The sequence below is a fragment of the Phenylobacterium sp. genome (assembly GCF_046463815.1).
In the GTDB taxonomy this organism is placed as follows: Bacteria; Pseudomonadota; Alphaproteobacteria; order Caulobacterales; family Caulobacteraceae; genus Phenylobacterium.
Genome location: NZ_JBKBRO010000006.1, coordinates 140,051 through 165,747, shown reverse-complemented (window position 1 = coordinate 165,747; position 25,697 = coordinate 140,051). Strand labels below are relative to the sequence as shown.

The window sequence follows — 25,697 nt, the reverse complement described above, 5'->3', positions numbered from 1 at the left end:
GCCGTCGTGCCATGGGCGAGCGCGCCAGCTGTGGAGGGCGCGCGCTCGCCCACCCCAACCGTGGCGTCAGTAAACGCCATCCACTAACATTGAACCCGGATCACCCCTCGGGGGCAGGCCATCAGCAGCAGGAAGGCCGGCAGCAGCAGGGCGTATTCGATGGCGACGGCGCCGCGGGCGTCCAGGCGTTTCCCGGACCGCCGGCTCATGGCAGCCTCGCCGTGGAATGGGCGGTGAGGTCGTCCGGCAGGCCGAAGTCGTTGGGCAGGATCGACTTGCGCGGCAGGGTGGCGCTCACCTCCACATAGGTCCGGGCCGTGGTTCCGTCGCCGCAGGACGCCCCCGAGGCGGTCTCGGTGATCCCCGAGGCGGTGGGGCAGCCGTAGAACCGGCGCGGCGCCGGCGTGGCGGCCAGGCCGGTTTCGCCCGTGGCCCCGGTGACGGCGGCGGAGATCTGGGCCGAGTTCCAGCCGTTCTGCATCGCGTAGAGCGCGCCGGCGGAAGCGGCCTCCTGGGCCTGGAGTTGGGCGCGGATGGCGAAGCCGAACTCGATGGCGGCCACCACCAGCAAGATCAGCACCGGGGCCATGATGGCGAACTCGATGGCGGCGGTTCCGCGCCGGTCGCGCAGGATGAAGGGGAGGGGCCGGAACATGGCCTATTCCACCAGCTTGACCGCGCCGCCGGCGCCGCCGATGGGGCTGGCGCCCACGCCCGTGCAGTCGTTGTTGAAGCTGGCGTTGTTGGCCATGTCGATCCGCCGGGCCACGAGCTGGGTGCACCGCGTCGACGAGATCACCGCGTTGTTCGAGAACGCCACGGTCTGGCTGGGGAAGTAGAGCGCGCCCAGGATGTTCAGGACTGCGTTATTGTCGAAGGTCTGGGTGCGCAGGCTGTTGGTGGAGCGGCTGACGATGGCCAGGCCGGCGGTTCCGCCGGACGTGGGCGCCACGATGTTGACCCGCGCGCCGTTGCCCGAGTTGATCGTGTAGTTGCCGTTGATGACCAGGGTGACGCCGCCGGTTCCGTTGAAGGTGACGTTGTTCCCGAAGTTCAGCCGGGTGTCGATCAGGTAGACCCCGGGCTGAAGGTTCACGGTCGTGCCGTTGCCGCAGTTGAAGCCCTGGGCGTAGCGCCCGGGCTGCAGGGTGACCGTGCCGCCGCTGGAGCAGGAGGCCGTGCGGGCCGTGCCGGTGGTCGGGATGGTCCGGTCCAGATAGGGGTCGGGGAACGTGGATCCCCGCACGACGTCGCCGGTGATCGCCGCGCCGTTGGACAGGTATTCGTGGCCGTGGACGGACACGTCGGCGCGGATGACCGCGTTGTTGTAGAGGTAGAGCCCCTGGTTGCTCGACGAATTGACCACCACGGCGCAGCTCGGGGCGGTGATCTGGGCGTTGTTGCGCAGGCTCATGGCGCCGCTGGCGCTGGGGTCCAGCGCGAAGATGCACCCGCCGCCGCCGCCAGTGGCGCCGGCCACCGCGCGGGCGCCGACCTCGTAGGGATCGGCGTGGAACAGCCGGGCCAGGCTCAGCGTCTGCGGCTGGCTGACCACCACCTCCACATAGTCGTCGTCGCCCAGGTGGGGACCCTTGAGGGGCGGGTGGTTCACTATCACCGTCGTCTGATCGACGCCGTCGATGTAGCCCTGGTCGGCGCTGACCCCCTTGGCCTCGTTGGAGATCGCCGCCTCGGAGATGGAGATGGCCGACGCTCCCGCCACCGCCGCGGCGTCGGCCGCGGTCTGCATCTGGCGGTGCTTCATCAGCAGGAAGGTGATCTCCACCCCCAGCGACACCATGCCCAGCAGCACCAGCAGGATGAGGGCGGTCTGGAGGGCGACGCTGCCGCGCCGGTTCCCGGCCAGTCGGCGGACGATTTCGCGGACGGTCCGGTTGTCCGCGGATGTGGATCGGAATCGATTGGGCATTCGCCGGCGTCACATGGAGATCGAGGGACGGTCCTCTCCAATAGTGACGGGCTCCGCGGGCCGCCTTGACGCCCGTCAACGGCTTGCTCGCCCTCTGGTTGCTGGTCGGCGGGTGTGGAGCTCGTAAGTTTACTTAAGGAGCGCTCCCGAATTCCGGGCGGCCGGCGGCCGTCGCAGAACAGAAGCGAAGAAGAGCGCCCCACGGAGGAAGCATGGGCCGCGAACGTCTGTTCGGCCGCGCCGTCGCCTTCGGTCGCCCCAGGGTCGCGTGGGCAGTCGCCCACGGCCTCGCCCTGGCGCTCGTCGGGACTCCAGCGGACGCCTCGCCCGGGCCCTCCTATCGCACGGTCGCCCAGGCCTGGAACGGGATCGCCCCCTGCCTGGCGCGCCCGCCCGAGAGCGAGTCCGCCCGGCGCGAACACCTCCTGCCCTATGTGACGGGCGCCCGGCGGATCGACGCCGAGGTGGCGGGGTACCGGCTCAAGGACCAGCCCGAGCCGCTGGTCCGCGCGCTGCAACGCCTCGTACGGGAAGCGGGCGACGCGCCCCCCGAGTCCCGCCCGCCCTGCGCCGACGTGCGCTGCGCGGCCGTCGCCATGTTCGGTCCGGAGCTGGGGCCCCGTCTGATGCATCTGGCCGTCCATCACCGCTACCTGGCCTCGGGTGTCGGCAGCCTCGCCGGCGAACGGTGGAGCGTTCGCGAGCTGGATGAGATCAGCGCGGCGCTGGACGACCTGCCCCAGGTCCTGTCGCCCCTCGACCGCGGCGAATACCGCGCCCTGAGCCACCGGCACGACCTGGGCGGGGTGGTGGAGCTGGAGCCCGGGGTGACCGGCCAGGCGGTGGCGTTCGCGGGACAGGGGCGCCCCGGCATCGTCGTCACCGGGGTCTGGCACGGGCTGCCTCGGAATGAACGCCGGGTGGCGATCCTGCACGAGTTCGCGCACGAGTTCCTGCGCACCCGGGGCCGCGCCGTGGAATGGCGCGGCGCCTGGCGCCTGGCGCCGGGCGGTCGAGTCCGACCGGGCCATGGCGGCCCGGACGGGCGGCGACGGCGTGGTGTCCGCCTACGCCGACGGCAGCATCGACGAGGACTTCGCCGAAAGCTTCACCGCCTATCGCTACATGGCGCCCGCGCTGAAGCGCAGCGCGCCGGCCCGCTACGCCTTCCTCAAGGACTGGGTGTTCGACGGGCTGGAGTACGGCCAGGCCGCGCGCTGCGAGCCGTCGCGGGCGCGGTCGGAGATCGTCCGGCTGGAGACGCTGCGCACGATCGCGGCCAGCCCGCCGCATCCGCGCCTGGGCGCCTATGTCGTCGAGCGGTGCCGCCAGGAAGTCGACGGCCGGCCGGGGGTCGAGCCCGGAGAGGCGGCGGCCGAGCGGCGGGAGTGCTTCGTGAGGGCCGCGTTCGAGGCGCGGTATCGCGCCGTCTGGGCCCGGACGCCGGCGGGCGATCCCGTGGCGGCCGGCGCGGCGCTGGAAGACGTGCTCTCGCGCAGTCTGTTCATGCAGGCAGCCGTCGCCGGCATCACCTTCGACATGCGGGACCGTCTGTGGAGCGAGGCCGTCGCGGCGGTGAACGGCGAGGCCGCGTCCGCCGACCGGCGGCGCACGGGACGCGAGCCTGGAGCCCGCGTCCCGGCCGGAGGCTATTAGAACTTGTAGCCGAAGCCGCCCGACACAACCCACGGGTTGAGCGTCACCTTGGATTTGACGCCGTTGAAGCGGTCCGTGGCGTCAGTCTCGAAGAAGATCTTCTTCACGTCGGCGTTGACGCTCCAGCGGTCGCGGACAGCCACGTCCACGCCGGCCTGCAGCGAGTAGCCGAACCCGTCGTCCACCTTCAGGCCGAAGCCGTTGTAGTCCTTCTCGCTGTAGAACAGCATGTAGTTCACGCCGGCGCCCACGTAGGGGCTGACCTTCTGGTCGGGCATGAAGTGGTACTGTAGCGACACCACCGGCGGCAGGACCCAGGTCTTCTGGACCTTGATGTCGGCGCCGGGGCCCTGGGCGCGGATGGTGTGCTGGGTGGTGCCGGCGATCACCTCGACGGCCACGTTGTCGGTGAAGAAGTAGGTCAGTCCGATGGTCGGCATCACGTCGTTGCTGACGTCGGCCTTCAGGCCGGTCGAGGCGCCTGCGAGCGTGGTGATCGGGTCATCGCCCGTCGGCAGCACGCCGGTGGCGCGGACATTGAGCATGACCGTGCCGGCGGTCTTGGGCTGGAAGTCCTGGGCCTGGGCGGCCCCGGCGAAGAGGAGACCCGCGCCCACGGCGAGCGCGATCATCTTGGTGTACATGTCTATCCCCTAGTTATTGGCGGCCCGGGGGGAGGGGCCGCGACGGGCCGGAAGCTGGCAGACGCCTCGCCGCGCGGCCTTGATCTGTCGCAAGGAGTTCCGGTCTCGGATGAGCGATTCAGTGAAAGCTAATGGCCCGCAGATGGCCTCGCCGACCTACCGGCTCGCCGCCCTCGACCACGATTTCCTCCTGGGCGAATCCATGCGCGGGGTGCGGTTCCTGCTGGAGTTCGCCAAGGCCGACGAGGCGATGAAGACCTGGGGCGTGTGCTCCACCATCGTGGTCTTCGGCAGCGCCCGGATCCGCGAGGACGGGCCAGACCCGCACCCGCGCTGGTACGCCGAGGCGCGGAAGTTCGGGGCCATCGCCTCGCAGCGGGGCGGCGCCTACCTCTCGGCCAGGCGCGAGCGGCACAACGTCATCTGCACCGGCGGCGGTCCGGGGATCATGGAGGCGGCCAACCGCGGCGCCGCCGACGTGGGCGCGCCCTCCATCGGCCTCAACATCACCCTGCCGCATGAGCAGGAGCCGAACGCCTTCTCGACGCCCGAGCTCACCTTCCGCTTCCACTACTTCGCCATGCGCAAGATGCACCTGGCCATGCGGGCCAACGCGCTGGTCGTTTTCCCCGGCGGCTTCGGCACCTTCGACGAACTGTTCGAGATCCTCACCCTGCGTCAGACCGGCAAGGCGCCTCCCATCCCCATCGTCCTGTTCGATGAAGCCTACTGGCGGTCCGTCGTGAAGTTCGAGGGCCTGGCGGAGGCTGGCATGATCTCAGGCGAGGATCTGGCGCTGTTCGACTTCGCCGAGACCGCCGAGCAGGTCTGGGACTGCCTGGTGCGCAAGGGGCTCCGGGCCCATGAGGAGCAGGCGACCTGGGAGGCCGCTCGCGACATGCAACTCGAATAGGCCTCAGCGGGCGGTGTAGCCGCCGTCGATGACCAGCTCGCTGCCGGTGACGAACTTGGCCTCGTCCGACGCCAGATACACGCAGCCCCAGGCGATGTCGTCGGGCTCGCCCATGTGGCCCAGGGGGTGGAGGGCGGCGGTGGCCTGCCGCGCCGCCTCGGGGTCCTCGGCGGTGTGCACGAAGCCGTCGACCATGGGCGTCCAGATGAAGCCGGGATGGACCGAGTTCACCCGGATGCGGTCGGGCGCGTAGATCAGGGCGTCGGTCTTGGTCATCAGCCGCACGGCGCCCTTCGAGGCGTGGTACGGCGGCACGTCCGGCGCGCCCACCAGTCCGTAGATCGACGACAGGTTGATGATGCTCCCGCCGCCCGCCCGCCGCAGATGCGGGATGGCGTGCTTGGTGCAGAAGAAGACGCCCTTGACGTTGACCGCCTGCACCCAGTCCCACTCGGCTTCGGTGAGCTCGTGCGTGGGCTTGTTGGCGCCGGCGACGCCGGCGTTGTTCACCAGGACGTCGATGCGCCCGAAATGGGCGGCGACCTCGTCCATGACCCGCGCCACGTCGGCCTCGCGACTCACGTCCAGGCGCCAGAAGCGGGCCTTAAGGCCGCGGTCCGTCAGCTCGTCGGCGAACGCCAGGCCCTGGGCGTCCAGCACGTCGGTGACGGCCACCGCGCAGCCTTCCTCGGCCATGCGCAGCGCCGTGGCGCGGCCGAGGCCCAGGGACGCGCCGGTGATGACGGCGACCTTGTTCTTCAGGCGATCCATGCGCGACCCTTCCTTGCGATGGTCCGAGAACAAGCAGCGGACGCGCGCGGGTTGCATTGCGCTGGCTCAAAGAAACCGCCGGTCTGTGGAGACCGTCGCCGCGGCGCCATAACGGCAGGGCCGAGCCGCGAACTTCATGATTCGAAACCGCCGCCTGTCGCTTGTCCTGGCGGCCGCCGCCCTCGTGGCGTCGGTGTCGGGCGGGCCGGCCCGGGCCGACAACCATCGCGTGCTTAGGCCGGCTGTGCTGCGTGGGCGTGAGTTCGTCCGCAACCATTGCGCCGGCTGCCATAACGCCCGGGGCCGCGGCCGGTCGGTCTACGCCGCCGCCCCGCCCTTCCGTCAGCTCGGCGGGCGCTACACGCCCTGGGGCCTGAAAGCGGTGATGGAGGAGGTCCGCGCGGGCGACCACTACGCCATGCCGCGCATCTCGGTCAGCGAGCGCGACGCCCTGGACGTGGCGGCCTACATCGAGGCCCTGTCGAGATCGGACGGCGCCGTGCGCCGCAAGCTCGAGGTCCCGTCCTGCGTCGGAACGCGGTGCTGAGCGTCTAGGCCCGCTGCGCCGCCGGGACCCGCCGGGCCGCGGTGATCAGGGTCGACACGCCCGTCATGAAGAAGCCGACGCTTGCGTAGCACCAGCCGCAGTGCGGGACCTCGTCGCTGCCGCAGATCACGCCCAGCGCCGCCATGTGCTCGCGCGCCAGCTCGAAGGACACCGCCGCGCTGGCCAGCAGGATCAGGCCGAGCAGCGCCGAGCCGGCCCGCAGGATCGCATCTTCGTCCAGGGTGAATCGCTCGCGCATCGGTCGTCTCCAAGGCAATCGGAGCCGCTTCTGGCGCCCCCGCCGGGCCGCCTCCTTGACCGATATCAAGGCCACTTATTTTGCGCTGCGGCATGAGGGCGAAGTCCCTCAAAGCTGCCGTTTGGAGCCATGACGCAGGCTGTCGCAAAACGCGAGGACGCACCGCTCGACGCGGTCCTCCTCTACACCGTCACCGGGCTGCTCGCCCTGGGCTCGATCCTGGCGACCGCCTTCACGCCGGACCCGTCGTTCCGCTTCCATGGCTATGTGATGATCGCGGGCTTCGCGACCGCCTTCTTCGCCATGTCGGTGGGCATGGGCTCCGGCGGCTTCCGGTCCGATCCCACCCGTTACAGCGATGGGGTCGTGCGGGCCGGGGTGATCGCCACCATGTTCTGGGCCGTCGCGGGCCTCGCCGCGGGCGTGCTCGCCGCCGCCCAGCTCTCTTGGCCCAACACCTTCTACTTCCCCGACGCGGAGTGGCTGAACTTCGGCCGCCTTCGCCCGCTGCACACCAGCGCGGTGATCTTCGCCTTCGGGGGCAACGCCCTGATCGCCACGTCCTTCTACGTGGTGCAGCGGACCTGCAAGGCGCGCCTGGCGGGCGGCGCCTGGCCGTGGTTCGTCTTCTGGGGCTACCAGCTCTTCATCGTGCTCGCCGCCACCGGCTACCTGGCCGGCATCACCCAGAGCCGCGAGTACGCCGAGCCCGAATGGTACGTCGACCTGTGGCTGACGATCGTCTGGGTGGCCTACCTGCTGGTCTTCCTGGGCACGATCTGGAAGCGCAAGGAACCCCACATCTACGTGGCCAACTGGTTCTACCTGGCCTTCATCATCACCATCGCGATGCTGCACATCGTGAACAACCTGGCGGTGCCGGTGGGCCTGCTGGAGGCCAAGAGCTATTCGGCCTTCGCGGGCGTCCAGGACGCCCTGACCCAGTGGTGGTACGGCCACAACGCGGTGGGCTTCTTCCTGACCGCCGGCTTCCTGGCCATGATGTACTACTTCGTGCCGAAGCGGGTCGAGCGGCCGGTCTACTCCTACCGCCTGTCGATCGTTCACTTCTGGTCGCTGATCTTCATCTACATCTGGGCCGGTCCCCACCACCTGCACTACACGGCGCTGCCGCAGTGGGCGCAGACGCTGGGCATGACCTTCTCGATCATGCTGTGGATGCCGTCCTGGGGCGGGATGATCAACGGCCTGATGACCCTGTCGGGCGCCTGGGACAAGCTGCGCACCGACCCGGTGGTCCGCATGATGGTGGTCGCCGTCGCCTTCTACGGCATGTCGACCTTCGAAGGCCCGCTGATGTCGATCCGGGCGGTCAACGCCCTGTCGCACTACACCGACTGGACCATCGGCCACGTGCACTCCGGCGCGCTCGGCTGGGTCGGCTTCATCAGCTTCGGCGCCATCTACTGCCTGGTGCCCTGGCTGTGGAAGAAGGAGCGCCTCTACTCGACCCGCCTGGTCGAGTGGCACTTCTGGATCGCGACCACCGGCATCCTGCTCTACATCGCCGCGATGTGGGTGTCGGGCATCATGGAAGGCCTGATGTGGCGCGCCTACACGCCCGAGGGCTTCCTGGCCAACGCCTTCGTCGAGACGGTCGCGGCCAAGCACGTCGAGAACGTCATCCGCACGGTCGGGGGTCTCATGTACCTCGCGGGCGCGGTGATCATGTCCTACAACCTGTGGCGTACCATCCGCATGCCCAGCGCCGTGTCGTCGGAGCTGGCCACCCCGGTCGCGTCGCCCACCCCCGCCGCCGTCATCGCGGCTGAGTAAGGGCCCCGCACATGTGGAAAAAGCACCAGACCCTCGAGAAGAACTCGATCTGGCTCGTGATCGCCATCCTGCTGGTGGTGTCGGTCGGCGGCCTCGTGGAGATCTCGCCGCTCTTCTACCTGGAGAGCACCATCGAGAAGGTGAAGGGCGTGCGTCCCTACACCCCGCTCGAGCAGGCGGGCCGCGACATCTACGTCCGCGAGGGCTGCTACGTCTGCCACTCGCAGATGATCCGCCCCCTGCGTGACGAGGTCGAGCGCTACGGCCACTACAGCCTGGCGGCCGAGAGCATGTATGACCACCCCTTCCAGTGGGGCTCCAAGCGCACGGGTCCGGACCTGGCCCGCGTCGGCGGCAAGTACTCCGACGGCTGGCATCGGGACCACCTGATGAACCCGCGCTCGGTCGTGCCGGAGTCCAACATGCCGCCCTACCGCTTCCTGGCGGAGCGCGAGCTGGACTACCGCAACATCGAGCAGCGCCTCGCGACCCTGCACACGGTGGGCGTCCCCTACAGCGCCGACCAGATCAAGAACGCCAGGCTGGACCTCGAGACCCAGGTCGATCCGTTCGCCGGCGAGGGCTCGGGCGTGAAGAAGCGGTACGGGGCCAAGGTCCTGCAGCGCGACTTCGACGGCGATCCCGAGAAGCTGACCGAACTCGACGCCCTCATCGCCTACCTGCAGGTGCTGGGCACGATGGTCGACTTCAAGACCTACAAGGCCGAAGACCCGGAGAACCTCCGTTGACCTCGCTCTCCTACGAAGCGGTCGCCCGCTTCGCCCAGCAAGGCGGCCTGATCTACTTCGCCGCCATCTTCATCGCGGGCCTGATCTACGCGCTCTGGCCCAGCCACAAGGAGGCGTTCGACCGCCTCGCCCACCTGCCGCTCGATAAGGACGAGAGCGATCATGTCTGACCGCGAACGCGACGAACATTCCGGCGTCGAGACGACCGGTCACGAGTGGGACGGCATCAAGGAACTCGACAACCCCCTGCCGCGCTGGTGGCTGTGGGTGTTCTACGGCTCGATCGTCTTCGCCTGCGTCTACTGGGTGTTCATGCCCGCGTGGCCCGGGATCACCGGCTACACCAAGGGCGTCCGCCACCACTCCGACCGGGCCAATGTGGTGCGGGAGCTGGACAAGCTCCAGGCGCTGCGCGGGGCCGAGGGCGCCAAGCTGAAGACCGTCAGCCTCGAACAGATCGAGGCCGATCCGCAGCTCCAGGCCTACGCCCTGCAGGTCGGCCAGTCGGTGTTCGGCGACAACTGCGCCACCTGTCACGGCGCCGGCGGCGCGGGCGGCAAGGGCTATCCGAACCTGCGCGACGACGTGTGGCTGCACGGGACGGGCACGCTCGCCGACATCGAGCACACCCTGAAGGTGGGCATCCGCTCGGGCCATCCGCAGGCCCGCGGCGAGACGGTGATGCCGGCCTATGGCCGCGACCAGCTCCTGTCGGCCGACCAGATCCGCGACCTCACCGAGTACGTGGTGGCGCTGTCGGGCCGCAAGGCCGACGCCGCCGCCGTGGCCCGGGCCCGCCAGACCTTCGCCGACCAGTGCGCGGCCTGTCACGGCCCGGCCGGGACGGGGGATCAGGTCAAGGGCGCGCCGAACCTCACGGACGCCGAGTGGCTCTACGGCTCGGACCGCGACACGATCCACGACCAGATCTGGAACGGCCGCAATGGCGTCATGCCCACCTGGGAGGCGCGCTTCAGCCCCGAGACCATCAAGGCGCTGGCCGTCTACATCCACGCCAACGCCGGCGGCGGCGAAGAGCGGCCGCAGGTCGCCGCGATCGGAGGCGCTCCGGCGAGATGACCGTCGTCATCGACCGCGTGAACAGGCCGGCGCCCGAAGAGGGCGCCGGCCAGGCCGCTTCCGGCGAGGGCCACGCGCCCGTTTCGGCCGCCGAGCGGATTCGCAAGAAGGCGGCCGGCGGCGGGCTCTACAAGGCCCGCGTCCCGATCTATCCCAAGCTGGTCCACGGCCGCTGGCGGATGATCAAGTGGGCGCTGCTGATCGTCATGCTGGCGGTCTACTACATCACGCCCTGGATCCGCTGGGAGCGGCCGGGGAACCTGCCCGATCAGGCCGTGCTCGTCGATTTCGACGGCGCCCGCTTCTACTTCTTCGGCATCCAGCTCTGGCCGCAGGAGGTCTACTTCATCACCGGCCTCCTGGTGATGGCGGCGCTCGGCCTGTTCCTGGTCACCGCCCTGTTCGGGCGCCTGTGGTGCGGCTACGCCTGCCCGCAGACCGTCTGGACCGACCTCTACATCTACGTCGAGCGGATGTTCGAGGGCGACCGCAACGCCCGCATGCGCCTCGACGCCTCGCCGATGTCGTTCGACAAGCTCTGGCGCAAGAGCGGCAAGCACCTGGTGTGGCTGGGCATCGCCTTCGGCACCGGCGGCGCCTGGATCTTCTATTTCCACGACGCCCCGACCCTGATCCGCAACTTCTGGATCGGCCAGGCGCCGATGACGGCCTACGTCTCGTGCGCGGTGCTGACCGTCACCACCTACGTCTTCGCCGGCCACATGCGCGAGCAGGTCTGCACCTACATGTGCCCCTGGCCCCGCATCCAGGGCGCCATGCTCGACCACCACTCGCTGCAGGTCACCTACCGCTACGACCGCGGCGAGCCGCGCGGCCCGCACAAGAAGAACCAGTCGTGGGAAGGCCGCGGCGACTGCATCGACTGCAACGCCTGCGTGGTGGCCTGCCCCATGGGCATCGACATCCGCAACGGGCCCCAGCTCGAATGCATCAACTGCGGCCTGTGCATCGACGCCTGCGACGAGATCATGGTGAAGGTCGGCCGGCCCAAGGGCCTGATCTTCTACGACACCGACAGCGCCGTGGCCGAACGCCAGAAGGGCTGCACGCCGCGCTACAAGTACGTCCGGCCGCGCACGGTCTACTACGCCGTGGCGCTCGCCCTGGTGTCGGGCCTGATGCTGTACGGCCTGGCCACCCGCCCGCCGATGGAGCTGCACGCGCTCCGCGACCGCAACCCCACCTTCGTGCGCCTGCACGACGGGGCCATCCGCAACGGCTATACGCTGAAGATCTCGAACCGCGGCTTCGAGCCGACGCCGGTCGAGGTCCGCTTCGCCGGGGTGCCCGGCGCGCGCGTCCGCAGCCCCGGCAAGCCCGCGGGCGAGACGCTGCAGGTCGTGCTGCCGCCGAACGAGGTGACCGCCGTGCGCGTGTTCGTCACCGCCCCGCCCGAGGCGCTTTCGGCCTCCAGCGTGCCCGCCACGTTCGAGGTCCGCTCGCCCAAGGCGGTCGTGAAGACCAAGACCACCTTCCTGTCCGGAGCCGCGAACCAGCTATGAGCGTGACCCACTCTCCCCGGAAGGACGGGAGTTTCCGCATCAACGGCTGGCACGTGCTGGCCGGCATGGTGGCGTTCTTCGCCGTCGTGATCGCCGTCGACGCCACCTTCACCGTGCTGGCCGTCCGGACCTTCCCCGGCCAGGTGTCGGTGACGCCCTACGAGGACGGCCTGCTCTACAACCGCAGGATCGCCCAGATCGAGGCCCAGGAGCGCCTGGGCTGGCGGGCCGCCGCCGACGCTCAGCCGGGGACGGTGATCCTCGACGTGCGCGACGCCTCGGGCCGGCCGCTGGAGGGCCTCGTCGTCAAGGCCAGGATGGAGCGTCCCGCCACCGAGGCCGGCCGCTTCGCGCCGCGCTTCAGGGAGGTCGCGCCCGGCCGCTACGAAGCCCCGACGGGCGCCATCTCGGGCGCCTGGGACCTGACCGCCGAGGCCGCCGACGCGCGCGGAAACATCTTCGTGGCCGAGCGGAGGCTCACGTGGCCCTGACCTACGAGGCCGCCGGCCGGCCGGACTTCTCGGCCTTCCTGCGGAAGCGCGAGGACGGCCAGGCCACCCTCGACCTCCTGGTCCGCGGCGCGCGCTGCGCCGGCTGCCTCGCCAAGATCGAGCGCGAGGTGGCCGCCCTGCCGGACGTGGCCAGCGCGCGGATGAACCTCACCAGCGGCAAGCTGGTGGTGGCCTTCAGGGGCGCCTCGGGCGACCCGGCCCGGGTGATCGACACCCTGGAGAAGGCCGGCTATCCGGCCGCGCCCTACGACCCGACCCAGGCCCAGGCCGCGCACGACCGCGAGGGCCGACGCCTGATCCTCGCCATGGCCGTCGCCGCCTTCGGGGCGATGAACACCATGATGTTCTCGGTGCCGATCTGGGCCGGCCTGTTCGGCCAGGAGCTGGGCCCGGCCACGCGCACGGTGATGATGTGGTTCTCGGGCGCCGTCGGGGCCCCCTGCGCGATCTACGCCGGCATGCCCTTCTTCCAGTCGGCCTGGCGCTCGCTGAAGGCCAGGCGCGCCAACATGGACGTGCCGATCTCGATCGGCGTCATCCTGACCCTGGTCATCAGCTTCTCCGAGACGGTGCTGGGCGGCCGCGACGCCTATTTCGACGCGGCTGTCTCCCTGCTCTTCCTGCTGCTCATCGGCCGCTGGCTGGATCACCAGCTTCGGGCCAGGGCGCGCAGCGCCGCGGGCGACCTGCTGGCCCTCCAGGCGCCGGCCGCCATCCGCTTGGACGGCCAGGGCGCCGAGCACCGCGTGCCGCTCTCCGAGGTGCAGCCCGGCGACCTGCTGCTGGTCCGCCCGGGCGAGCGGCTGCCCGTGGACGCCCGCATCGTCTCGGGCGCCTCGGAACTCGACAACGCCCTGCTGACCGGCGAGACCGCTCCCGTCACGGTGGGCGTGGGCCAGCTCTGCCGGGCCGGGGCCCTCAACCTCTCGGGCGTCCTGAAGCTGGAGGCCGTGGCCCGCTCGGAGGACTCCGCGCTCTCGGCGATCGCCCGCCTCGTCGAGGCCGGCGCTCAGGCCAAGTCGAAGTACGTCCGGCTCGCCGACAAGGCCGCCGCGGTCTACGTGCCGGTGGTGCACACCGCCGCCGCGCTCACCTTCGCCGGCGGCTGGGCCCTGGGGCTTGGGCCCCGCGAAGCCCTGATCCGCGCCGTCGCCGTGCTGATCGTCACCTGCCCCTGCGCCCTGGGCCTGGCTGTCCCGGCCGTCCAGATCACCGCCTCGGCCCGTCTGTTCCGCAAGGGCGTGCTGGTGAAGTCCGGCGCGGCTCTGGAGCGCCTGGCCGAGGTCGATCACGTGGTCTTCGACAAGACCGGCGTGCTGACCGAGGGCCGGCCCACGCTGATCGACCCCATCCCCGCCGCCATCGCCATGGCCGCGCCGCTGGCGCGCGCCTCGCGCCACCCGCTGGCCCGCGCGCTCGCCGCCGAGGCGGGCGACGGGACCATGGCTTCCGGCGTGCGCGAGCACGCGGGCCTGGGCGTCGAGGGCGTCATCGACGGCCGCCGCGCGCGCCTGGGCCGGGCCGCCTTCGTGGGCGCCCCCGACCACGGCGCGGGCGAGACCGAGCTGTGGTTCGGCTTCGAAGGGGACACCAAGATCCGTTTCCGCTTCTCCGACGCCCTGCGCGCCGACGCCGCCCGCACCGTCGCGGCGCTGAAGGCCAGGGGGCTGACCGTCGAGGTGCTGTCCGGCGACGTGCCCGCCGCCGTGGGCCGCGCCGCCGCCGAGGCCGGGATCGCCGACTGGCGCGCCGGGCTCTCCCCGCAGGAGAAGGCTGGGGCCATCGAGGCGCTCGCCGCCCGGGGCCGCAAGGTGCTGATGGTGGGCGACGGCCTGAACGACGCCGCGGCCCTCGCCAAGGCCCACGCCGCCATGGCCCCCGGCTCGGCCCTGGAGGCCAGCCAGAACGCCGCCGACCTGGTGTTCTCGGGCGAGGGGCTATCGGCCGTGGCCGTATCCTACGACCTGGCGCGCAGCGCACGGCGCCGGGCCATGGAGAACTTCGGCTTCGCGGCCCTCTACAACGCGCTGGCGGCGCCCGCCGCCATGCTGGGCCTGGTCAATCCGTTCGTGGCGGCGCTCGCCATGTCGGGCTCGTCCCTGGTCGTCACCCTGAACGCGCTTCGCACCGGAGGCCGCGCATGAACATCCTGCTCTTCCTCGCCCCCTTCTCCGTGGGCCTGGGGCTGATCGCCGTGGCCGCCTTCTGGTGGACGCTGAAGGCCGGCCAGTACGAGGATCCGGTGGGCGACGCCAACCGCATCCTGATGGACGACCCCGAGGACCGCCCCGCGGCCTGACCCCGTCCTTGATATCCGTCAGGGCGCCGCGGGACCCGCGGCGCGATCAGTCCGCCATGAGCCTCGCCAGTTCCACCGCCCCCGCCCCTTTCGCCGACCTTGTAGCCAAGTACGACGGCCCGGCTCCGCGCTACACGAGCTATCCCACCGCCGTGCAGTTCACGCCCGACGTGGACGCGGAAGCCTATCGCGGCTGGCTGGCCGCCCTGCCGGCCGGCGACCCGGTCTCGCTCTACCTGCACATCCCGTTCTGCGCCCGGCTCTGCTGGTACTGCGGCTGTAACACCCGGGTGGTGAACCGCCACGAGCCGGTGGGCGAATACGTCCAGCTCCTGCTGGGCGAACTGGCCCTGCTGCAGCAGGCGCTGCCGGCCCGGCTCAAGGCCCGCGCCATCCACCTGGGCGGCGGCACGCCCAACATGCTTTCGGTGGACGAGCTGGCGGCCCTCTTCGGGGCCCTGGCCAATGTTTTCGACCTCGCCGCCGACCGCGAGGTCGCCGCCGAGCTCGATCCGGCGGTGCTCACCCGCGACTGGGTGCGCGCCGCCGCCTTCCACGGCCTGAACCGCGCGAGCCTGGGCGTGCAGAACCTGGACCCCAAGGTCCAGGCGGCGGTGAACCGCCAGGAGACCTTCGAGCAGATCGAGGCCTGCGTCGGCTGGCTGCGCGAAGCGGGCGTCCGCTCGCTCAACCTCGACCTGATGTACGGCCTGCCGCACCAGACCACCGAGGCGACGCTCGCCACGGTGGACGCCATCGCGCGTCTGCGTCCCGAGCGCATCGCCCTGTTCGGCTACGCCCACGTGCCCTGGATGAAGACCCATCAGCAGCTCATCGAGCAGGCCGCCCTGCCGGGCCCGGCCGAGCGGCTGGAGCAGAGCGAGGCCGCCGCCGAGCGGCTGGCGTCCGAGGGCTATGTCCGCATCGGCCTGGACCACTTCGCGCTCGCCTCCGACGACATGGCGGTCGCCCTGGCCGAGGGCCGGCTGCGCCGCAATTTCCAGGGCTACACGACCGACACCGCCGGGACCCTCCTGGGCCTGGGCGCCTCGGCCATCGGCGCCCTGCCGCAGGGCTACGTCCAGAACGTCGCCCAGGAACTGGGCTGGCGCGCCGCCGTGCGCGAGGGCCGGTTGCCGGTCGCCCGGGGCGTGGCGCTCACCGCCGACGACCGCTTCCGGGCCGAGATCATCGAGCGCCTGATGTGCGACCTGGCCGTCGACCTCGACGCCGTCTGCGCCCGCCACGGACGAACGGTTTCCGACCTCGCCGCCGAAGTCGCCGCGCTCGCGCCGTTCGCCGCCGACGGCCTGGTCAGGATCGAGGGCTCGCGGATCGTGGTCCTGGGCGCCGGGCGGCTCGTCATCCGCTCGATCTGCGCGGTCTTCGACACCTATTTCCGGCCCGAGGCCGGCCGCCATTCGCGGGCGCTGTAGAGCTTGATCCAGATCAAGGCGTGGCCCCAGCCCGGCGCCGATGGTCCGGCCCTCAATCGATTGGGGGTTATCAAATGACGCTTACGCCGTACCTGCTGATGGTGATCGCCGGCTTCGCGGTCTTCGTGCTGGTGCTCGGGGCCTACTGGCTCCGGTCCCACGTCGCGAAGGACTGAACGGGCTCCGCTCCCTCAGTGCGCGAGGGCGGCGCGGATCGGCTCCAGCAGCGCGTCGCCTAGCAGCGGCTTCTCCACGATCGGCGCGCCGGCCTCCGCCGCCGCATCCCGCGTGGCGGGGCTGGGATTGCTGGTGATCAGCATGGCGGGAAGATCGACGCCCCGCCGACGAAGCTGGCGAAGCGCATTGAGCCCGGTGATCCCCGGGAGGCGCTCGTCGATGATCAGGCAGGCGTCGGACCCCGGCAGGTCGCGCAGCAGCAGCGCCTCCCCGCTCTCATGGGTCTCCACCCGGAAACCTTCGGTCTCCAGCGAGAACTTCAGCGCCGAGCATAGGGCGGGATCGTCATCCACGATGATGACGAGCGGGCGCAGGGCGTAGGGCAGGCGGTCGATAGGCATTTGGCCAGAACCTTGCCGAAGGTCGGGGCCCGGCGCATTGATCTAAAGCAAGCGGCTCAGAAGCCCGCCAGCAGCGCCATCCGCACCAGCTCCGACAGGCTGGCCGCCCCGGTCTTGCTCATCACGTTGGCCCGATAGACCTCCACCGTGCGGGGGCTGATGCCCAGCTCGTAGGCGATGATCTTGTTCGGCTTGCCTGCCACCACGCCGCGCAGCACGTCCTGCTCGCGAGGCGACAGGCCCGCCAGCATGCTCTCGAAGCGCTGCTTCTCGGTGTCGTTGCGGTCGTCGTTGACGTTGCTGTCCAGGGCGGCGCGCACCGCCGACAGGAGCTGTTCGTCGTCGAACGGCTTTTCGAGGAAGTCGGCGACGCCCGACTTCATCGCCTCCACCGCCAGCGGCACGTCGCCGTGGCCGGTGATGACGATGACCGGCAGGGTCACGCCCCGGCTGCGCAGCCGGCGGACCAACTCCAGGCCGTTCATCTCGGGCATGCGGACATCCGTGACGATGCAGCCCGGCTCCAGGGCGTCGAGCTGTTCCAGGAACTGGATGGCCGATTCGTGGGTCCGCGCGGCGTAACCCGCGGTGTCGAGCAGGAACTGCAGCGACTGGCGCATGGCCTCGTCGTCGTCGATCACGTGGACTAGGCGCTCACTCAATGCCGGACAACTCCTCTTCAGGCACCGCCCGCAGGGTGAACCGGAAGACTGCACCGCCTTCGGGGTTGGACTCAACCCAGATGCGGCCCCCGTGGGCTTCCACAATCGTACGGCTAATAGACAGGCCCACCCCCATGCCTTCGCGTTTGGTGGTGATGAACGGCTGGAAGAGGTGGTCGGCCACCTCGGGACTCACGCCGGGCCCGGTGTCGGTCACCGTGATCTCGACCATCTCGTCCTCGACCGGGCGGGCCGCCACCACCAGTTCCCGGCGCGGCGAGCCCTCCATGGCGTCGATGGCGTTGCGCATCAGGTTGAGGACCACCTGCTGGATCTGGACCTTGTCGGCGAGGACCAGCCCCACCTGCGGGCTGATCTGGAAGCTCAGGCGCACGCCGCGCTCCTTGGCGCCGACCATGGCGAGCGCGCCGGCCTCCTCCAGCAGCTGCGGCAGGCTCTCGAGGCTGCGGTCCGCCTCGCCCTTGGCCACGAAGTCGCGCAGCCGGCGGATGATCTGGCCGGCGCGCAGGGTCTGTTCGCCGGCCTGGTTGAGGGCGTCCTTGATCTTGGCCTTGTCGGGCGGGTCCTGGTCCAGCAGGCGCACCGAGCCCTTCACGTAGTTGGCCGCCGCCGAGAGCGGCTGGTTCAGCTCGTGGGCCAGCGCCGAGGCCATTTCGCCCAGCGCCGTCAGGCGGGCCACGTGCACCAGTTCTGACTGCAGGTCCTGCAGCCGTCGCTCGGTCGCCTGGCGTTCGGTCAGGTCACGGACGAAGCCGGTGAAGAAGCGATGTTCGCCGATCCGCATCTCGCCCACCGAGAGCTCCATGGGGAAGGTCGAACCGTCCTTGCGCTCGCCCACCACGACGCGGCCGATCCCGATGATCCGCCGCTCGCCGGTCCGCATGTAGCGGTTGAGGTATCCGTCGTGGGCGTCCCGGTACGGGTTGGGCATCAGCATGCTGACGTTCTTGCCGATGGCCTCGGCCGCCGTCCAGCCGAACAGCCGCTCGGCCGCGGCGCTGAACGACTGCATCAGCCCGTGCTCGTCGATGACGATCATGGCGTCCGGCACGGTGGCCAGGATCGAGCTCAGGTGCGCCTCGCGGGCCTCCAGGTCGCCCAGCGCGTGCTCGGTGTCGAGCACGATGCGGCGCAGGTGCGAGCCGGCCAGCCCGCTCGCCAGGCCCAGGAGCGTGAAGATGAAGACGCTGATCAGGTTGCCGGGGTCGGTGAAGATCGTGGGTCCCAGCAGGGCGGTGTGCATCGCCAGGATCAGGATCGTGGCGACCGCCGAGGGGCCGAAGCCGCCCACCGCCGCGGCCGCCATCAGCGCGGGGACGAAGAGCAGGAAGTTGGCCCGCTCGTGGAACACCGGCTGCAGCGAGACGCGCAGGATCATCGACGCCACGGCCGCGAAGATGGCCACCGCATAGGCGAAGACGCGGCTTCGCCACCAGGGGCCCGAAACGCTCTTGTCGCTAGCCGACATGGCCTCAGGCGTAGGCAGGAAGCCAGCCTCTGGCAACCTCTGCTTCGGGGGAACGGCGTTCGGCATCAGCGGGCGCGCGCGGTCATGGCGCGTCGTCCACCACCGGCCGGTCGCCCAGTACGTCCTCGACGTAGATCATCCGTACGAAGACGTAGGCGACCACGGCGAGCGGCGTGGCGAACAGCACGCCCAGCGGCCCCAGCAGGACGCCCATGGCCAGCACGGCGAACAGCGTGACGGCCATCGGCAGCTCGACCATCTGGCGCAGCACCAGCGGCGTGATGACGTTGGCCTCGAACTGCATGGCGGCCACATAGACCACCGTCGCCCAGGCCAGGGTCTCCCAGCCGACGCCGGCCGCAACCACCAGCCCCGGGATCATCGAGACCATCGGGCCCACGACCGGCACGAACTGGCCCAGGCCCGCGAAGACGCCCAGCGCCAGCGGCGAGGGCACGCCCGCGACCCACAGGCCCACGCCGGTGGTCACGCCCACCAGCAGCATCGAGACGAGCTGGCCCACCAGCCAGCGGTTCAGCGCCGTGCCGCAGGCCGACAGCACCTCGCGCGCGCGGCTGCGGCCGCGGATCGGGACCAGCTTCAGGAGGCCGCCCAGGTAGGTGCCGGGATGGAACGCGAGGTAGAGGCCGGCGAACAGCACGATCACCGTGGCGGCCCCGGCGCTCGCCGAGCTCTGGATCAGGCGGGGCCCGAGCTGCACGACGAGGCCGCCCGCGTGCTGCAGCCGCTTCAGGTCGTCGAGGACGTAGGCGCCCAGCGGCGAGTTCTGGAGACCAGCCTGCAGGGCCCGCCAGGCAGCGGGGATCAGCTCGCTGAGCGCGGCGAGCTGCACCGCCGTCTCGCGGCCGAACAGCCAGATGGTGGCCGCGCTCAGGCCGCTCAGCCCCAGGACCGCCGTCAGCAGGGCCCAGGGCCTGGGCATCCGGGCGTGGCGCACCAGCGGGTCGGCGAGCGCGTGCAGCAGGACGGCGCTCAGCACCGCCCCGAAGGCCATCAGCAGAACGTCGGCCAGCCGCCAGACCAGGACGGCCAGGGCGGCGAACGCGGCCACCCTCAGGATGTTGGCCGTGAACCCCCGGTCTCCCCGCTCGTCCTGCGAAGCGTCCTTGGCCATCGGCGTCAGTGGGACAGGAGGACGGGGCAGGGGGGCGCCTCCAGGACGCTGGCGGTCGCGCCGCCCAGGACGAACTCCTGGGCGCGGGGCCGGCCGAAGCCGCCCATCACCAGCAGCTCGATCCAGCGTTCGCCCACATAGGTCTCGATCACCCGGCCGATAGGCTCGCCGCCGGCGGCGACCTCGTCCACCTGGGCGTCGATCCCGTGGGTCTTCAGGTGGCGGACCAGGTCCAGCGCCCCGCCGCCGGCCACGGTGGGCTTCTCGCCGGTGACGATCAGGATGCGAACCTCCTCGCAGCGCTTGAGGGCGGGCAGGGCGTCGGCCACGGCCCGGGCGGCGCGCGGGCTGCCGTCCCAGGCGATGGCCGCCTTGCCGAACGCCTCACCATCGCCCACGCAGCCGCTCTCTGGGAAGACCAGGATCGGCCGTCCCGAGCCGAACAGCGCCGCCTCGGCGAGCGCCCGGTCCTCCAGCACGGCGGGACCGAGGGGGAAGAGGGTCAGGTCGCGGGTGCGGGCGTAGGCGCAGATCCGCTCGGCCTCGGCGTGCATCGGCGCGCGCTCGACGATGGCCGTGGCCAGAAGGCCGGTCTCGGCCGCCGCGGCGGTGAAGCAGCGGGCCGCCTGCTCGGCCAGGGCCGCGCTGCGCGCTTCTTCCTGCTCGGCCAGCTTGTCGAGCCCGGCCAGGGCGTTGGCGAGGCGGTTGTGCAGCGAGGGAATGTCCACGGCGAGCGCGAGCGCCGTCACCTCGCCGCCCAGCCGCCGGGCGAGCGCGGCGCCGGCGCGGATCGCCGCGGCCGGCGTCGCGTCCGGGTAGGTCAGCACCGCGAACAGCAGGTCCCTGTAGGCCATCCAGAACTCCAAACCCCGCCAGGGTCCCGCGCGCGCCCAGTGGACGCCATTCCGGTTGCGCCCCTAAGTAGCCATACGGAGGCGCACCCGCCTAAGCTTCGGGCCATCCTGCCCGACCGCGGCGCGTCCGCCGCCCCGGAACGGCAGCGTACCGAGGAGGAGACCGATGCGCACCCCCATCATCCTGGCCCATGTCGTCTTGGCCAGCGCCCTGCTCGCCGCGGGCTGCGCCGTCCAGGGCGCCGGTCGGAGGCCGATCGCCGGGCCCGCGCCCCTTAGCCCTGCCGCCGAACGGGGGCAGCGCCTGGCCGAGGCGCGTTGCGGCGGCTGTCACGCGGTCGGGCTCGACGAGAAGCCCGCCGCCAGCGGCCCGCGCTTCCGCGACCTGCGCACCCGCTACAACGCGCTCTCGCTGCAGAAGCGCTTCGTCGAGATTTCCCAGCACGGGACCGGCGAGATGCCGCCGATCCAGATCAGCAACGCCGACGCCGAGGACCTGATCGCCTATTTCGACTCCCTCGGGGGCCGCTGAGGCGCGGTCACAGAAAGGCCGGCGGGGCTTCCGCCAGCCCCTTCAGTGGCTCATCAGGATGAAGCGCCGCGGGTCGTGCAGCAGCTCGCGGGTGACGCCGCCGAACGCCCACTCGGCGGCGCGGCTGTGGCCGTAGGCGCCGGCCACGATCAGGTCGGCCTCGTTGAGCGCGGCGATCCGCTGGATCTCGCCGGCCGCCTCGTCGCCGTGGCCCTTGGTCACGTTGGGGCGGGCAGGGACGCCGTGGCGCTTGAGGGCGGCGACCACGTCGTTGGTCTGGAAGGCGGCGGTCTCCATCTGGTCGCCGGCGCAGACCGCCTGGACGATCACCTGCTCGGCGCGCTTCAGGAAGGGCATGGCGTCGGCCACGGCGCGCCGGGCCTCCCGGGTGTCCTTCCAGGCGATGACGATGGTCCTGGCCTTCAGGTGCGAGGCCCCGGGCGGGGTCACCAGCACCGGCCGGCCGGAGGTCATGATCACGTCGGCGGGATCGGCCTTGCGGTAGCTCGACCCGGCGTCGGCGCCCTTGGCGTCCACCACCACCAGGTCGGCGGCGCGGGCGGCGCGGGCCAGGGCGTGGCTCGGGAAATCCTGCACCTGGCGCCATTCGATCTCGGCGCCGGCGGCGTCGCGGCGGAAGGCAGCCTCGGCGTTCTGGATGTCGGCGCCGACCTGCTGGTTGGCCAGCGCGATCCACTCGGCGGTCACATAACCCATGAAGGGGTCGGCGGCGGGGATGGCGTCGATGGTCTCGGCGCCCAGGCCGATCAGCCTCGCGCCGTATTCCCGCGCTAGGCGCGCGGCCACCTCGACGCGGTGCGAGGCGGTGACGCCGGGCTCCACGTGGACCAGGATGCTGGTGAGGGTATGCGGCTGGACCGACGTTTCGGTCGCCGGGCGTTCCTGGGTTTCGGCCTTGGTCTCGGGCACGGTGACCCTCCTTGCGCTGCTCGCGACCGGATCGTCAGGCCCCCGGCCGCGCGGGGCCGTGGGCTTAGTCTACGAGTTCCTCCAGCGCATGCCACTTCTTCACCTGGAAGCGGCGGAAGGACGGGAATTCCACGATCTCCTCGCCCTGCAGCTGGGTCAGCATGCGCGAGACGGTCTCGATGGTCAGGCCCAGGTAGTCGGCCATGTCCTGGCGGCCCATGGGCAGTTCGATCTGCTCCTCGTCCTGGCGCTGGGCCAGGCTCATCAGGAAGGCGGCGACCTTCTCGCGGGCGCTCTTGCGGCCCAGCAGGAGCACATGCTCCTGGACGCGTTGCAGCTCGCGGCGGGTGGCGTCGAGGATCGCCCGGTCCAGCTCGGCGTCGCCGGCGAAGGCGCGGACCGAACCGCGGCGCACGATCTGGACCTCGCAGTCCGTCAGGGCCTCGGCGGAGAACTGGTGGTCGGGGCCGACCTCCAGGCCGAACAGGTCGCCCGGATAGTAGAAGTCGCCCACCTGGCGGCGGCCGTCCGCGGTCACGCGGCTGGTGCGGATCACGCCCCGGGTCAGGCGGTACATGAACTCCACGTCGTCGCCCTGGGCGTAGACCTCCTCGTCGCGGCCGAAGGTCATCTTCGTGCCGAGGCGATCCATCACGTCGTTCAGCGCCGCGGCGGGGCGGGCGGTGCGGGGATCGTCAAGGGGATAGGCGAGGGTCATGGCGAGTTCCTTCGTCGATGGCGAATGGGTACTCGCGGCCCCCCGTCCAAGATATTCGTGGCGTATCCCTAAGGGGCCGCCCCTAAGTAGTTCTACGGAGGCGCTTCGAACCCCCGTTGATGCCTCCGTTTGATCGGCGTCACATACCCCCCGGCCGCCCCCGGGCTAAGCCGCCCCTCGCAACAGGAGATGAGCATCATGGAACTTGGGGGAACCACCTGGATCGTGGCCGCTGACGGCGCCGAGGCCCGCGTCTTCGAGGAGCGGGTCCGCGCGGGCGAAGTCCGCGAGGTGAGCGACTTCCACATGAAGGCCGACGGCCACGACTGGCCGACCGCCCACCGCCATCCGGCCACCGCCCACGAGAGCGCCGGCTTCGGCCGCCACGGCGCCGGCGGGCGCGATCCCGCCGACGAGGCCGAGCGCCGCTTCCTGCGCCGGGTCGCCGCCGAACTGGACGCCGCGGCCGCCCGCAAGGCCTTCGACTCGCTGGTGATCATGGCCCCGCCGCGCGCGCTCGGCGTGCTGAAGGCGGAACTCACGCCGGCCCTGGCCCGCAAGCTCGAGGCCAGCGAGGCCCACGAGCGCGTCGGCGAAGGCGCCGAGGCCATCCGCCACCACCTGCGCGACCTGCGCGCCCGCGCCTGACGCAGACATGGGGGTCGAACTCAGCTTTCACGGCGCCGCGGGCTGCGTCACGGGCTTCTGTGCGCGTCTGTCCACCGGCCGGGCGACGGTGCTCGTCGACTGCGGCATGTTCCAGGGCTCGAAGTCGCTCAAGGCGCTGAACTACGAGCCGTTCCCGTTCGAGGCCGGCGAGGTGGACGCGGTCCTCCTGACCCACGCCCACATCGACCACTCGGGCCTGCTGCCCAAGCTGATGCGGGCGGGTTTCGAGGGGCCGATCTGGGCCACGGGCGCCACGCGCGACCTCTGCGCCGTCATGCTGCCCGACGCCGGCGACATCCAGGAGAGCGAGGTCCGCCAGCTCAACCGGCGCAACGAGCGGCGCGGCCGCCCCCCGGTCGAGCCGATCTACACCCTGCGCGACGCCTACCGGACGCTGGAGCTGTTCCGCACCACCAAGCTGCACCGGGAGGTCGAGGTCGCGCCCGGGATCACCGCGGTCTGGTGGGACGCCGGCCACATGCTGGGTTCGGCCTCCATCGAGGTGCGGGTCGAGACGGAGGAGGGCACGGTCACGCTGCTGTTCTCGGGCGATCTGGGCCCCGGCGGGCGCGACTTCATCGCCGATCCGGAAGGCCCCTCGGGCGTCGACCACCTGATCGTGGAATCCACCTACGGCGGCCGGGTGCGCCCGACGCCGGACCCGGCCACGCGCCGGCGGATGCTGGCCCAGGAACTGCGCGACGCCCGCGCCGCCGGCGGGCCGCTGCTGATCCCGGCCTTCGCGGTCGAGCGCAGCCAGGAACTGCTGGCCGACATCCAGATCCTGGTCGAGGGCGGCGACATTCCCGAGGCCGACATCTTCCTCGACTCGCCGCTGGCCATCGAGGCCACCGAGGTGTTCCGCCGCCGGGGCTTCAGCCCGAGCATGGAACGCAATCCCTTCGAGGACCTGCGCTCCAGCGGCCGGCTCAAGTTCCTCAAGGACCCCGCCGACAGCGACGCGCTGGAGCGGCTGTCGGGCTGGCACATCATCCTGGCGGCCAGCGGCATGTGCGAGGCGGGCCGGGTGCGCAAGCACCTGAAGCGCCTCCTGTGGCGGCGCGACGCCACCGTGCTGATCCCCGGCTACCAGGCCGCCGGCACGCTCGGCCGCTTCCTGGTGGAAGGCGCCCGGCGCGTGCGCATCCAGGGCGACGACGTCGCCGTGCGCGCCCGCATCCGCTCGCTGGACATCTATTCCGGCCACGCCGACGCCGAGGGCCTGGCAGCCTGGGTGAGGGCGCGGGGTCCCGTCTCCGGCACGGTGTTCCTGGCCCACGGCGAGCCCGAGGGTTTGGAGGGGCTGCGCGACCGGCTGACGGGCGAGGGGATCGCCGCCGACCGCATCGCCATCCCGGCGCTGGACGGCCGCTACGCCATCGGCAAGGCCGCCGTCAGCGTGACGGACGGGCCGCCGCGCCTGGCGCCCGGGACCGCGGCCCGTCCCGACTGGCACAACGCCCGCGCCGCCCTGCTGCTCGATCTCAACGAGCGGCTGGAGGCGGCTCCCGACGACCCCGCCCGCGAGGCCCTGCTCGCCAGGCTGGCGGCGGCGCTCGCTTCGGTTGACCAGGGTCAAGGCGCGTCGGGGGCGGCGCCCGCAAGCTGATGGCTGATCCCTCCAGCCCCCCGAGGTTCCGCATGACCAAGCCCCTGACCCGCCAGCTCAAGCGCGACGTGCGCCAGGTGAAGCACGACCTGGAAGACACCTACGAGGACGTGGCCAAGGCCCTGCGCAGCGCCGCCGACAACCTGAGCCAGGACGCCGAGAAGGCGGTGGTGGAGGCGGCCGAGGCCGTGCGCCGCGCCGCCGAGAACCTCGCCGCCCAGGCCCCGGTCGTCGCCAAGAAGGCGGCCGACAAGATCCCGGCGCCGGCCAAGGACGTCGCCAGGAAGGCCGTCCAGGAGGTGAAGGAGCATCCGATCGCCTCGGCCGCCGCCGCGCTCACCGCCGCCGCCGCCCTGATCACCCTGCTCGCCAGCGGCCGCAAGAAGGGCGCCTGACGCGCTCCGC

29 protein-coding genes are annotated in these 25,697 nt (G+C 71.1%); 16 read left to right on the top strand and 13 right to left on the bottom strand.

The window, feature by feature from the left end; translation table 11 throughout:
- Positions 1-83 precede the first annotated feature (83 nt).
- Genes ACK4TT_RS05755 through ACK4TT_RS05745 form a run of 3 tightly spaced genes read right to left on the bottom strand, consistent with a single transcriptional unit; the run spans position 84 to position 1,930 of the window.
- The gene (locus ACK4TT_RS05755) at positions 84-209 is read right to left on the bottom strand and encodes a hypothetical protein (protein WP_410212620.1); all 126 of its coding nucleotides are present in this window, start codon (positions 207-209) and stop codon (positions 84-86) included.
- Complete coding sequence (locus ACK4TT_RS05750) at positions 206-655, bottom strand: TadE/TadG family type IV pilus assembly protein (RefSeq protein ID WP_410212619.1); 450 nt, start codon at positions 653-655, stop codon at positions 206-208. The genes ACK4TT_RS05755 and ACK4TT_RS05750 overlap by 4 nt, the downstream gene beginning before the upstream one ends.
- 3 nt (positions 656-658) lie before the next feature.
- Complete coding sequence (locus tag ACK4TT_RS05745) at positions 659-1,930, bottom strand: TadE/TadG family type IV pilus assembly protein (protein ID WP_409640738.1); 1,272 nt, start codon at positions 1,928-1,930, stop codon at positions 659-661.
- A gap of 1,029 nt (positions 1,931-2,959) precedes the next feature.
- On the opposite strand from ACK4TT_RS05745, the gene ACK4TT_RS05740 reads away from it, so the two are divergent.
- The gene (locus tag ACK4TT_RS05740; RefSeq protein WP_410212618.1) at positions 2,960-3,586 is read left to right on the top strand and encodes a hypothetical protein; all 627 of its coding nucleotides are present in this window, start codon (positions 2,960-2,962) and stop codon (positions 3,584-3,586) included.
- Here the strand turns inward: ACK4TT_RS05740 and ACK4TT_RS05735 are convergent.
- The gene (locus ACK4TT_RS05735) at positions 3,583-4,230 is read right to left on the bottom strand and encodes an OmpW/AlkL family protein (RefSeq protein ID WP_409642257.1); all 648 of its coding nucleotides are present in this window, start codon (positions 4,228-4,230) and stop codon (positions 3,583-3,585) included. The genes ACK4TT_RS05740 and ACK4TT_RS05735 overlap by 4 nt on opposite strands.
- Positions 4,231-4,339: 109 nt before the next feature.
- Here ACK4TT_RS05735 and ACK4TT_RS05730 point away from each other — a divergent pair, with 109 nt between their 5' ends.
- Entirely contained in the window at positions 4,340-5,143 is an 804-nt protein-coding gene (locus ACK4TT_RS05730; protein ID WP_410212617.1) for a TIGR00730 family Rossman fold protein, read from the top strand.
- Positions 5,144-5,146: 3 nt separating this feature from the next.
- On the opposite strand, the gene ACK4TT_RS05725 is transcribed toward ACK4TT_RS05730, so the two are convergent.
- Positions 5,147-5,914, bottom strand: a complete 768-nt coding sequence (locus ACK4TT_RS05725) for an SDR family NAD(P)-dependent oxidoreductase (RefSeq protein WP_410212616.1) — start codon at positions 5,912-5,914, stop codon at positions 5,147-5,149.
- A gap of 136 nt (positions 5,915-6,050) precedes the next feature.
- Here ACK4TT_RS05725 and ACK4TT_RS05720 point away from each other — a divergent pair, with 136 nt between their 5' ends.
- A complete protein-coding gene (locus tag ACK4TT_RS05720; RefSeq protein WP_409642267.1) occupies positions 6,051-6,461 on the top strand; it encodes a c-type cytochrome in 411 nt (136 codons plus the stop codon).
- A 4-nt stretch (positions 6,462-6,465) separates the two neighbouring features.
- Here ACK4TT_RS05720 and ACK4TT_RS05715 read toward each other — a convergent pair whose 3' ends face one another.
- Positions 6,466-6,720, bottom strand: a complete 255-nt coding sequence (locus ACK4TT_RS05715; RefSeq protein ID WP_409642270.1) for a hypothetical protein — start codon at positions 6,718-6,720, stop codon at positions 6,466-6,468.
- A gap of 270 nt (positions 6,721-6,990) precedes the next feature.
- Between ACK4TT_RS05715 and ccoN the strand changes: the two genes are divergently transcribed.
- The 9 genes from ccoN to hemN are packed head-to-tail and all read left to right on the top strand — an operon-like array spanning position 6,991 to position 16,116.
- Positions 6,991-8,517, top strand: a complete 1,527-nt coding sequence (gene ccoN, locus ACK4TT_RS05710; RefSeq protein WP_409642330.1) for a cytochrome-c oxidase, cbb3-type subunit I — start codon at positions 6,991-6,993, stop codon at positions 8,515-8,517.
- An 11-nt stretch (positions 8,518-8,528) separates the two neighbouring features.
- Positions 8,529-9,266: a cytochrome-c oxidase, cbb3-type subunit II gene (gene ccoO / locus ACK4TT_RS05705; RefSeq protein WP_409642273.1), complete on the top strand. Its 738-nt coding sequence runs from the start codon at positions 8,529-8,531 to the stop codon at positions 9,264-9,266.
- The gene (locus ACK4TT_RS05700) at positions 9,263-9,436 is read left to right on the top strand and encodes a cbb3-type cytochrome c oxidase subunit 3 (protein ID WP_409642276.1); all 174 of its coding nucleotides are present in this window, start codon (positions 9,263-9,265) and stop codon (positions 9,434-9,436) included. Before ccoO ends, ACK4TT_RS05700 begins: the two co-directional genes overlap by 4 nt.
- Positions 9,429-10,346 (top strand): cytochrome-c oxidase, cbb3-type subunit III, encoded by a 918-nt coding sequence (gene ccoP, locus ACK4TT_RS05695; protein WP_409642279.1) that lies wholly within the window; start codon positions 9,429-9,431, stop codon positions 10,344-10,346. The genes ACK4TT_RS05700 and ccoP overlap by 8 nt, the downstream gene beginning before the upstream one ends.
- Positions 10,343-11,869 carry a cytochrome c oxidase accessory protein CcoG gene (gene ccoG, locus ACK4TT_RS05690; RefSeq protein WP_409642282.1) on the top strand — a complete coding sequence of 509 codons (1,527 nt, stop codon included), beginning with the start codon at positions 10,343-10,345 and terminating at the stop codon, positions 11,867-11,869. The genes ccoP and ccoG overlap by 4 nt, the downstream gene beginning before the upstream one ends.
- Positions 11,866-12,360: a FixH family protein gene (locus ACK4TT_RS05685; RefSeq protein WP_409642285.1), complete on the top strand. Its 495-nt coding sequence runs from the start codon at positions 11,866-11,868 to the stop codon at positions 12,358-12,360. The genes ccoG and ACK4TT_RS05685 overlap by 4 nt, the downstream gene beginning before the upstream one ends.
- Positions 12,357-14,525, top strand: a complete 2,169-nt coding sequence (locus ACK4TT_RS05680) for a heavy metal translocating P-type ATPase (RefSeq protein WP_409642333.1) — start codon at positions 12,357-12,359, stop codon at positions 14,523-14,525. The genes ACK4TT_RS05685 and ACK4TT_RS05680 overlap by 4 nt, the downstream gene beginning before the upstream one ends.
- A complete protein-coding gene (gene ccoS / locus ACK4TT_RS05675) occupies positions 14,522-14,680 on the top strand; it encodes a cbb3-type cytochrome oxidase assembly protein CcoS (protein WP_409642288.1) in 159 nt (52 codons plus the stop codon). The genes ACK4TT_RS05680 and ccoS overlap by 4 nt, the downstream gene beginning before the upstream one ends.
- A gap of 56 nt (positions 14,681-14,736) precedes the next feature.
- Positions 14,737-16,116, top strand: coding sequence for an oxygen-independent coproporphyrinogen III oxidase (gene hemN / locus ACK4TT_RS05670; RefSeq protein WP_409642291.1), 1,380 nt, complete (start codon positions 14,737-14,739; stop codon positions 16,114-16,116).
- Between the two features lie 191 nt (positions 16,117-16,307).
- Here hemN and ACK4TT_RS05665 read toward each other — a convergent pair whose 3' ends face one another.
- From ACK4TT_RS05665 to ACK4TT_RS05645, 5 genes are all read right to left on the bottom strand, one after another.
- On the bottom strand, positions 16,308-16,694 hold the full coding sequence (locus ACK4TT_RS05665) for a response regulator transcription factor (protein ID WP_409642294.1): 387 nt from the start codon (positions 16,692-16,694) through the stop codon (positions 16,308-16,310).
- A 56-nt stretch (positions 16,695-16,750) separates the two neighbouring features.
- A complete protein-coding gene (gene fixJ / locus ACK4TT_RS05660) occupies positions 16,751-17,356 on the bottom strand; it encodes a response regulator FixJ (protein WP_409642297.1) in 606 nt (201 codons plus the stop codon).
- Positions 17,349-18,845 carry a PAS domain S-box protein gene (locus ACK4TT_RS05655; RefSeq protein ID WP_410212615.1) on the bottom strand — a complete coding sequence of 499 codons (1,497 nt, stop codon included), beginning with the start codon at positions 18,843-18,845 and terminating at the stop codon, positions 17,349-17,351. The genes fixJ and ACK4TT_RS05655 overlap by 8 nt, the downstream gene beginning before the upstream one ends.
- 82 nt (positions 18,846-18,927) lie before the next feature.
- Complete coding sequence (locus tag ACK4TT_RS05650) at positions 18,928-19,980, bottom strand: AI-2E family transporter (protein ID WP_409642303.1); 1,053 nt, start codon at positions 19,978-19,980, stop codon at positions 18,928-18,930.
- A gap of 5 nt (positions 19,981-19,985) precedes the next feature.
- Complete coding sequence (locus tag ACK4TT_RS05645) at positions 19,986-20,834, bottom strand: universal stress protein (protein ID WP_410212614.1); 849 nt, start codon at positions 20,832-20,834, stop codon at positions 19,986-19,988.
- A gap of 166 nt (positions 20,835-21,000) precedes the next feature.
- On the opposite strand from ACK4TT_RS05645, the gene ACK4TT_RS05640 reads away from it, so the two are divergent.
- Positions 21,001-21,366, top strand: coding sequence for a c-type cytochrome (locus ACK4TT_RS05640; protein WP_409642309.1), 366 nt, complete (start codon positions 21,001-21,003; stop codon positions 21,364-21,366).
- A gap of 42 nt (positions 21,367-21,408) precedes the next feature.
- Here ACK4TT_RS05640 and ACK4TT_RS05635 read toward each other — a convergent pair whose 3' ends face one another.
- Both ACK4TT_RS05635 and ACK4TT_RS05630 read right to left on the bottom strand, forming a co-directional pair.
- Positions 21,409-22,296 carry a universal stress protein gene (locus tag ACK4TT_RS05635; RefSeq protein ID WP_409642312.1) on the bottom strand — a complete coding sequence of 296 codons (888 nt, stop codon included), beginning with the start codon at positions 22,294-22,296 and terminating at the stop codon, positions 21,409-21,411.
- A 64-nt stretch (positions 22,297-22,360) separates the two neighbouring features.
- A complete protein-coding gene (locus ACK4TT_RS05630) occupies positions 22,361-23,014 on the bottom strand; it encodes a helix-turn-helix domain-containing protein (protein ID WP_409642315.1) in 654 nt (217 codons plus the stop codon).
- A gap of 198 nt (positions 23,015-23,212) precedes the next feature.
- Here ACK4TT_RS05630 and ACK4TT_RS05625 point away from each other — a divergent pair, with 198 nt between their 5' ends.
- Genes ACK4TT_RS05625 through ACK4TT_RS05615 form a run of 3 tightly spaced genes read left to right on the top strand, consistent with a single transcriptional unit; the run spans position 23,213 to position 25,687 of the window.
- On the top strand, positions 23,213-23,662 hold the full coding sequence (locus ACK4TT_RS05625; protein ID WP_409642318.1) for a host attachment protein: 450 nt from the start codon (positions 23,213-23,215) through the stop codon (positions 23,660-23,662).
- A gap of 7 nt (positions 23,663-23,669) precedes the next feature.
- Complete coding sequence (locus ACK4TT_RS05620) at positions 23,670-25,292, top strand: MBL fold metallo-hydrolase RNA specificity domain-containing protein (RefSeq protein WP_409642321.1); 1,623 nt, start codon at positions 23,670-23,672, stop codon at positions 25,290-25,292.
- Between the two features lie 32 nt (positions 25,293-25,324).
- On the top strand, positions 25,325-25,687 hold the full coding sequence (locus ACK4TT_RS05615; RefSeq protein ID WP_409642324.1) for a hypothetical protein: 363 nt from the start codon (positions 25,325-25,327) through the stop codon (positions 25,685-25,687).
- The last annotated feature ends 10 nt before the right edge of the window (positions 25,688-25,697 follow it).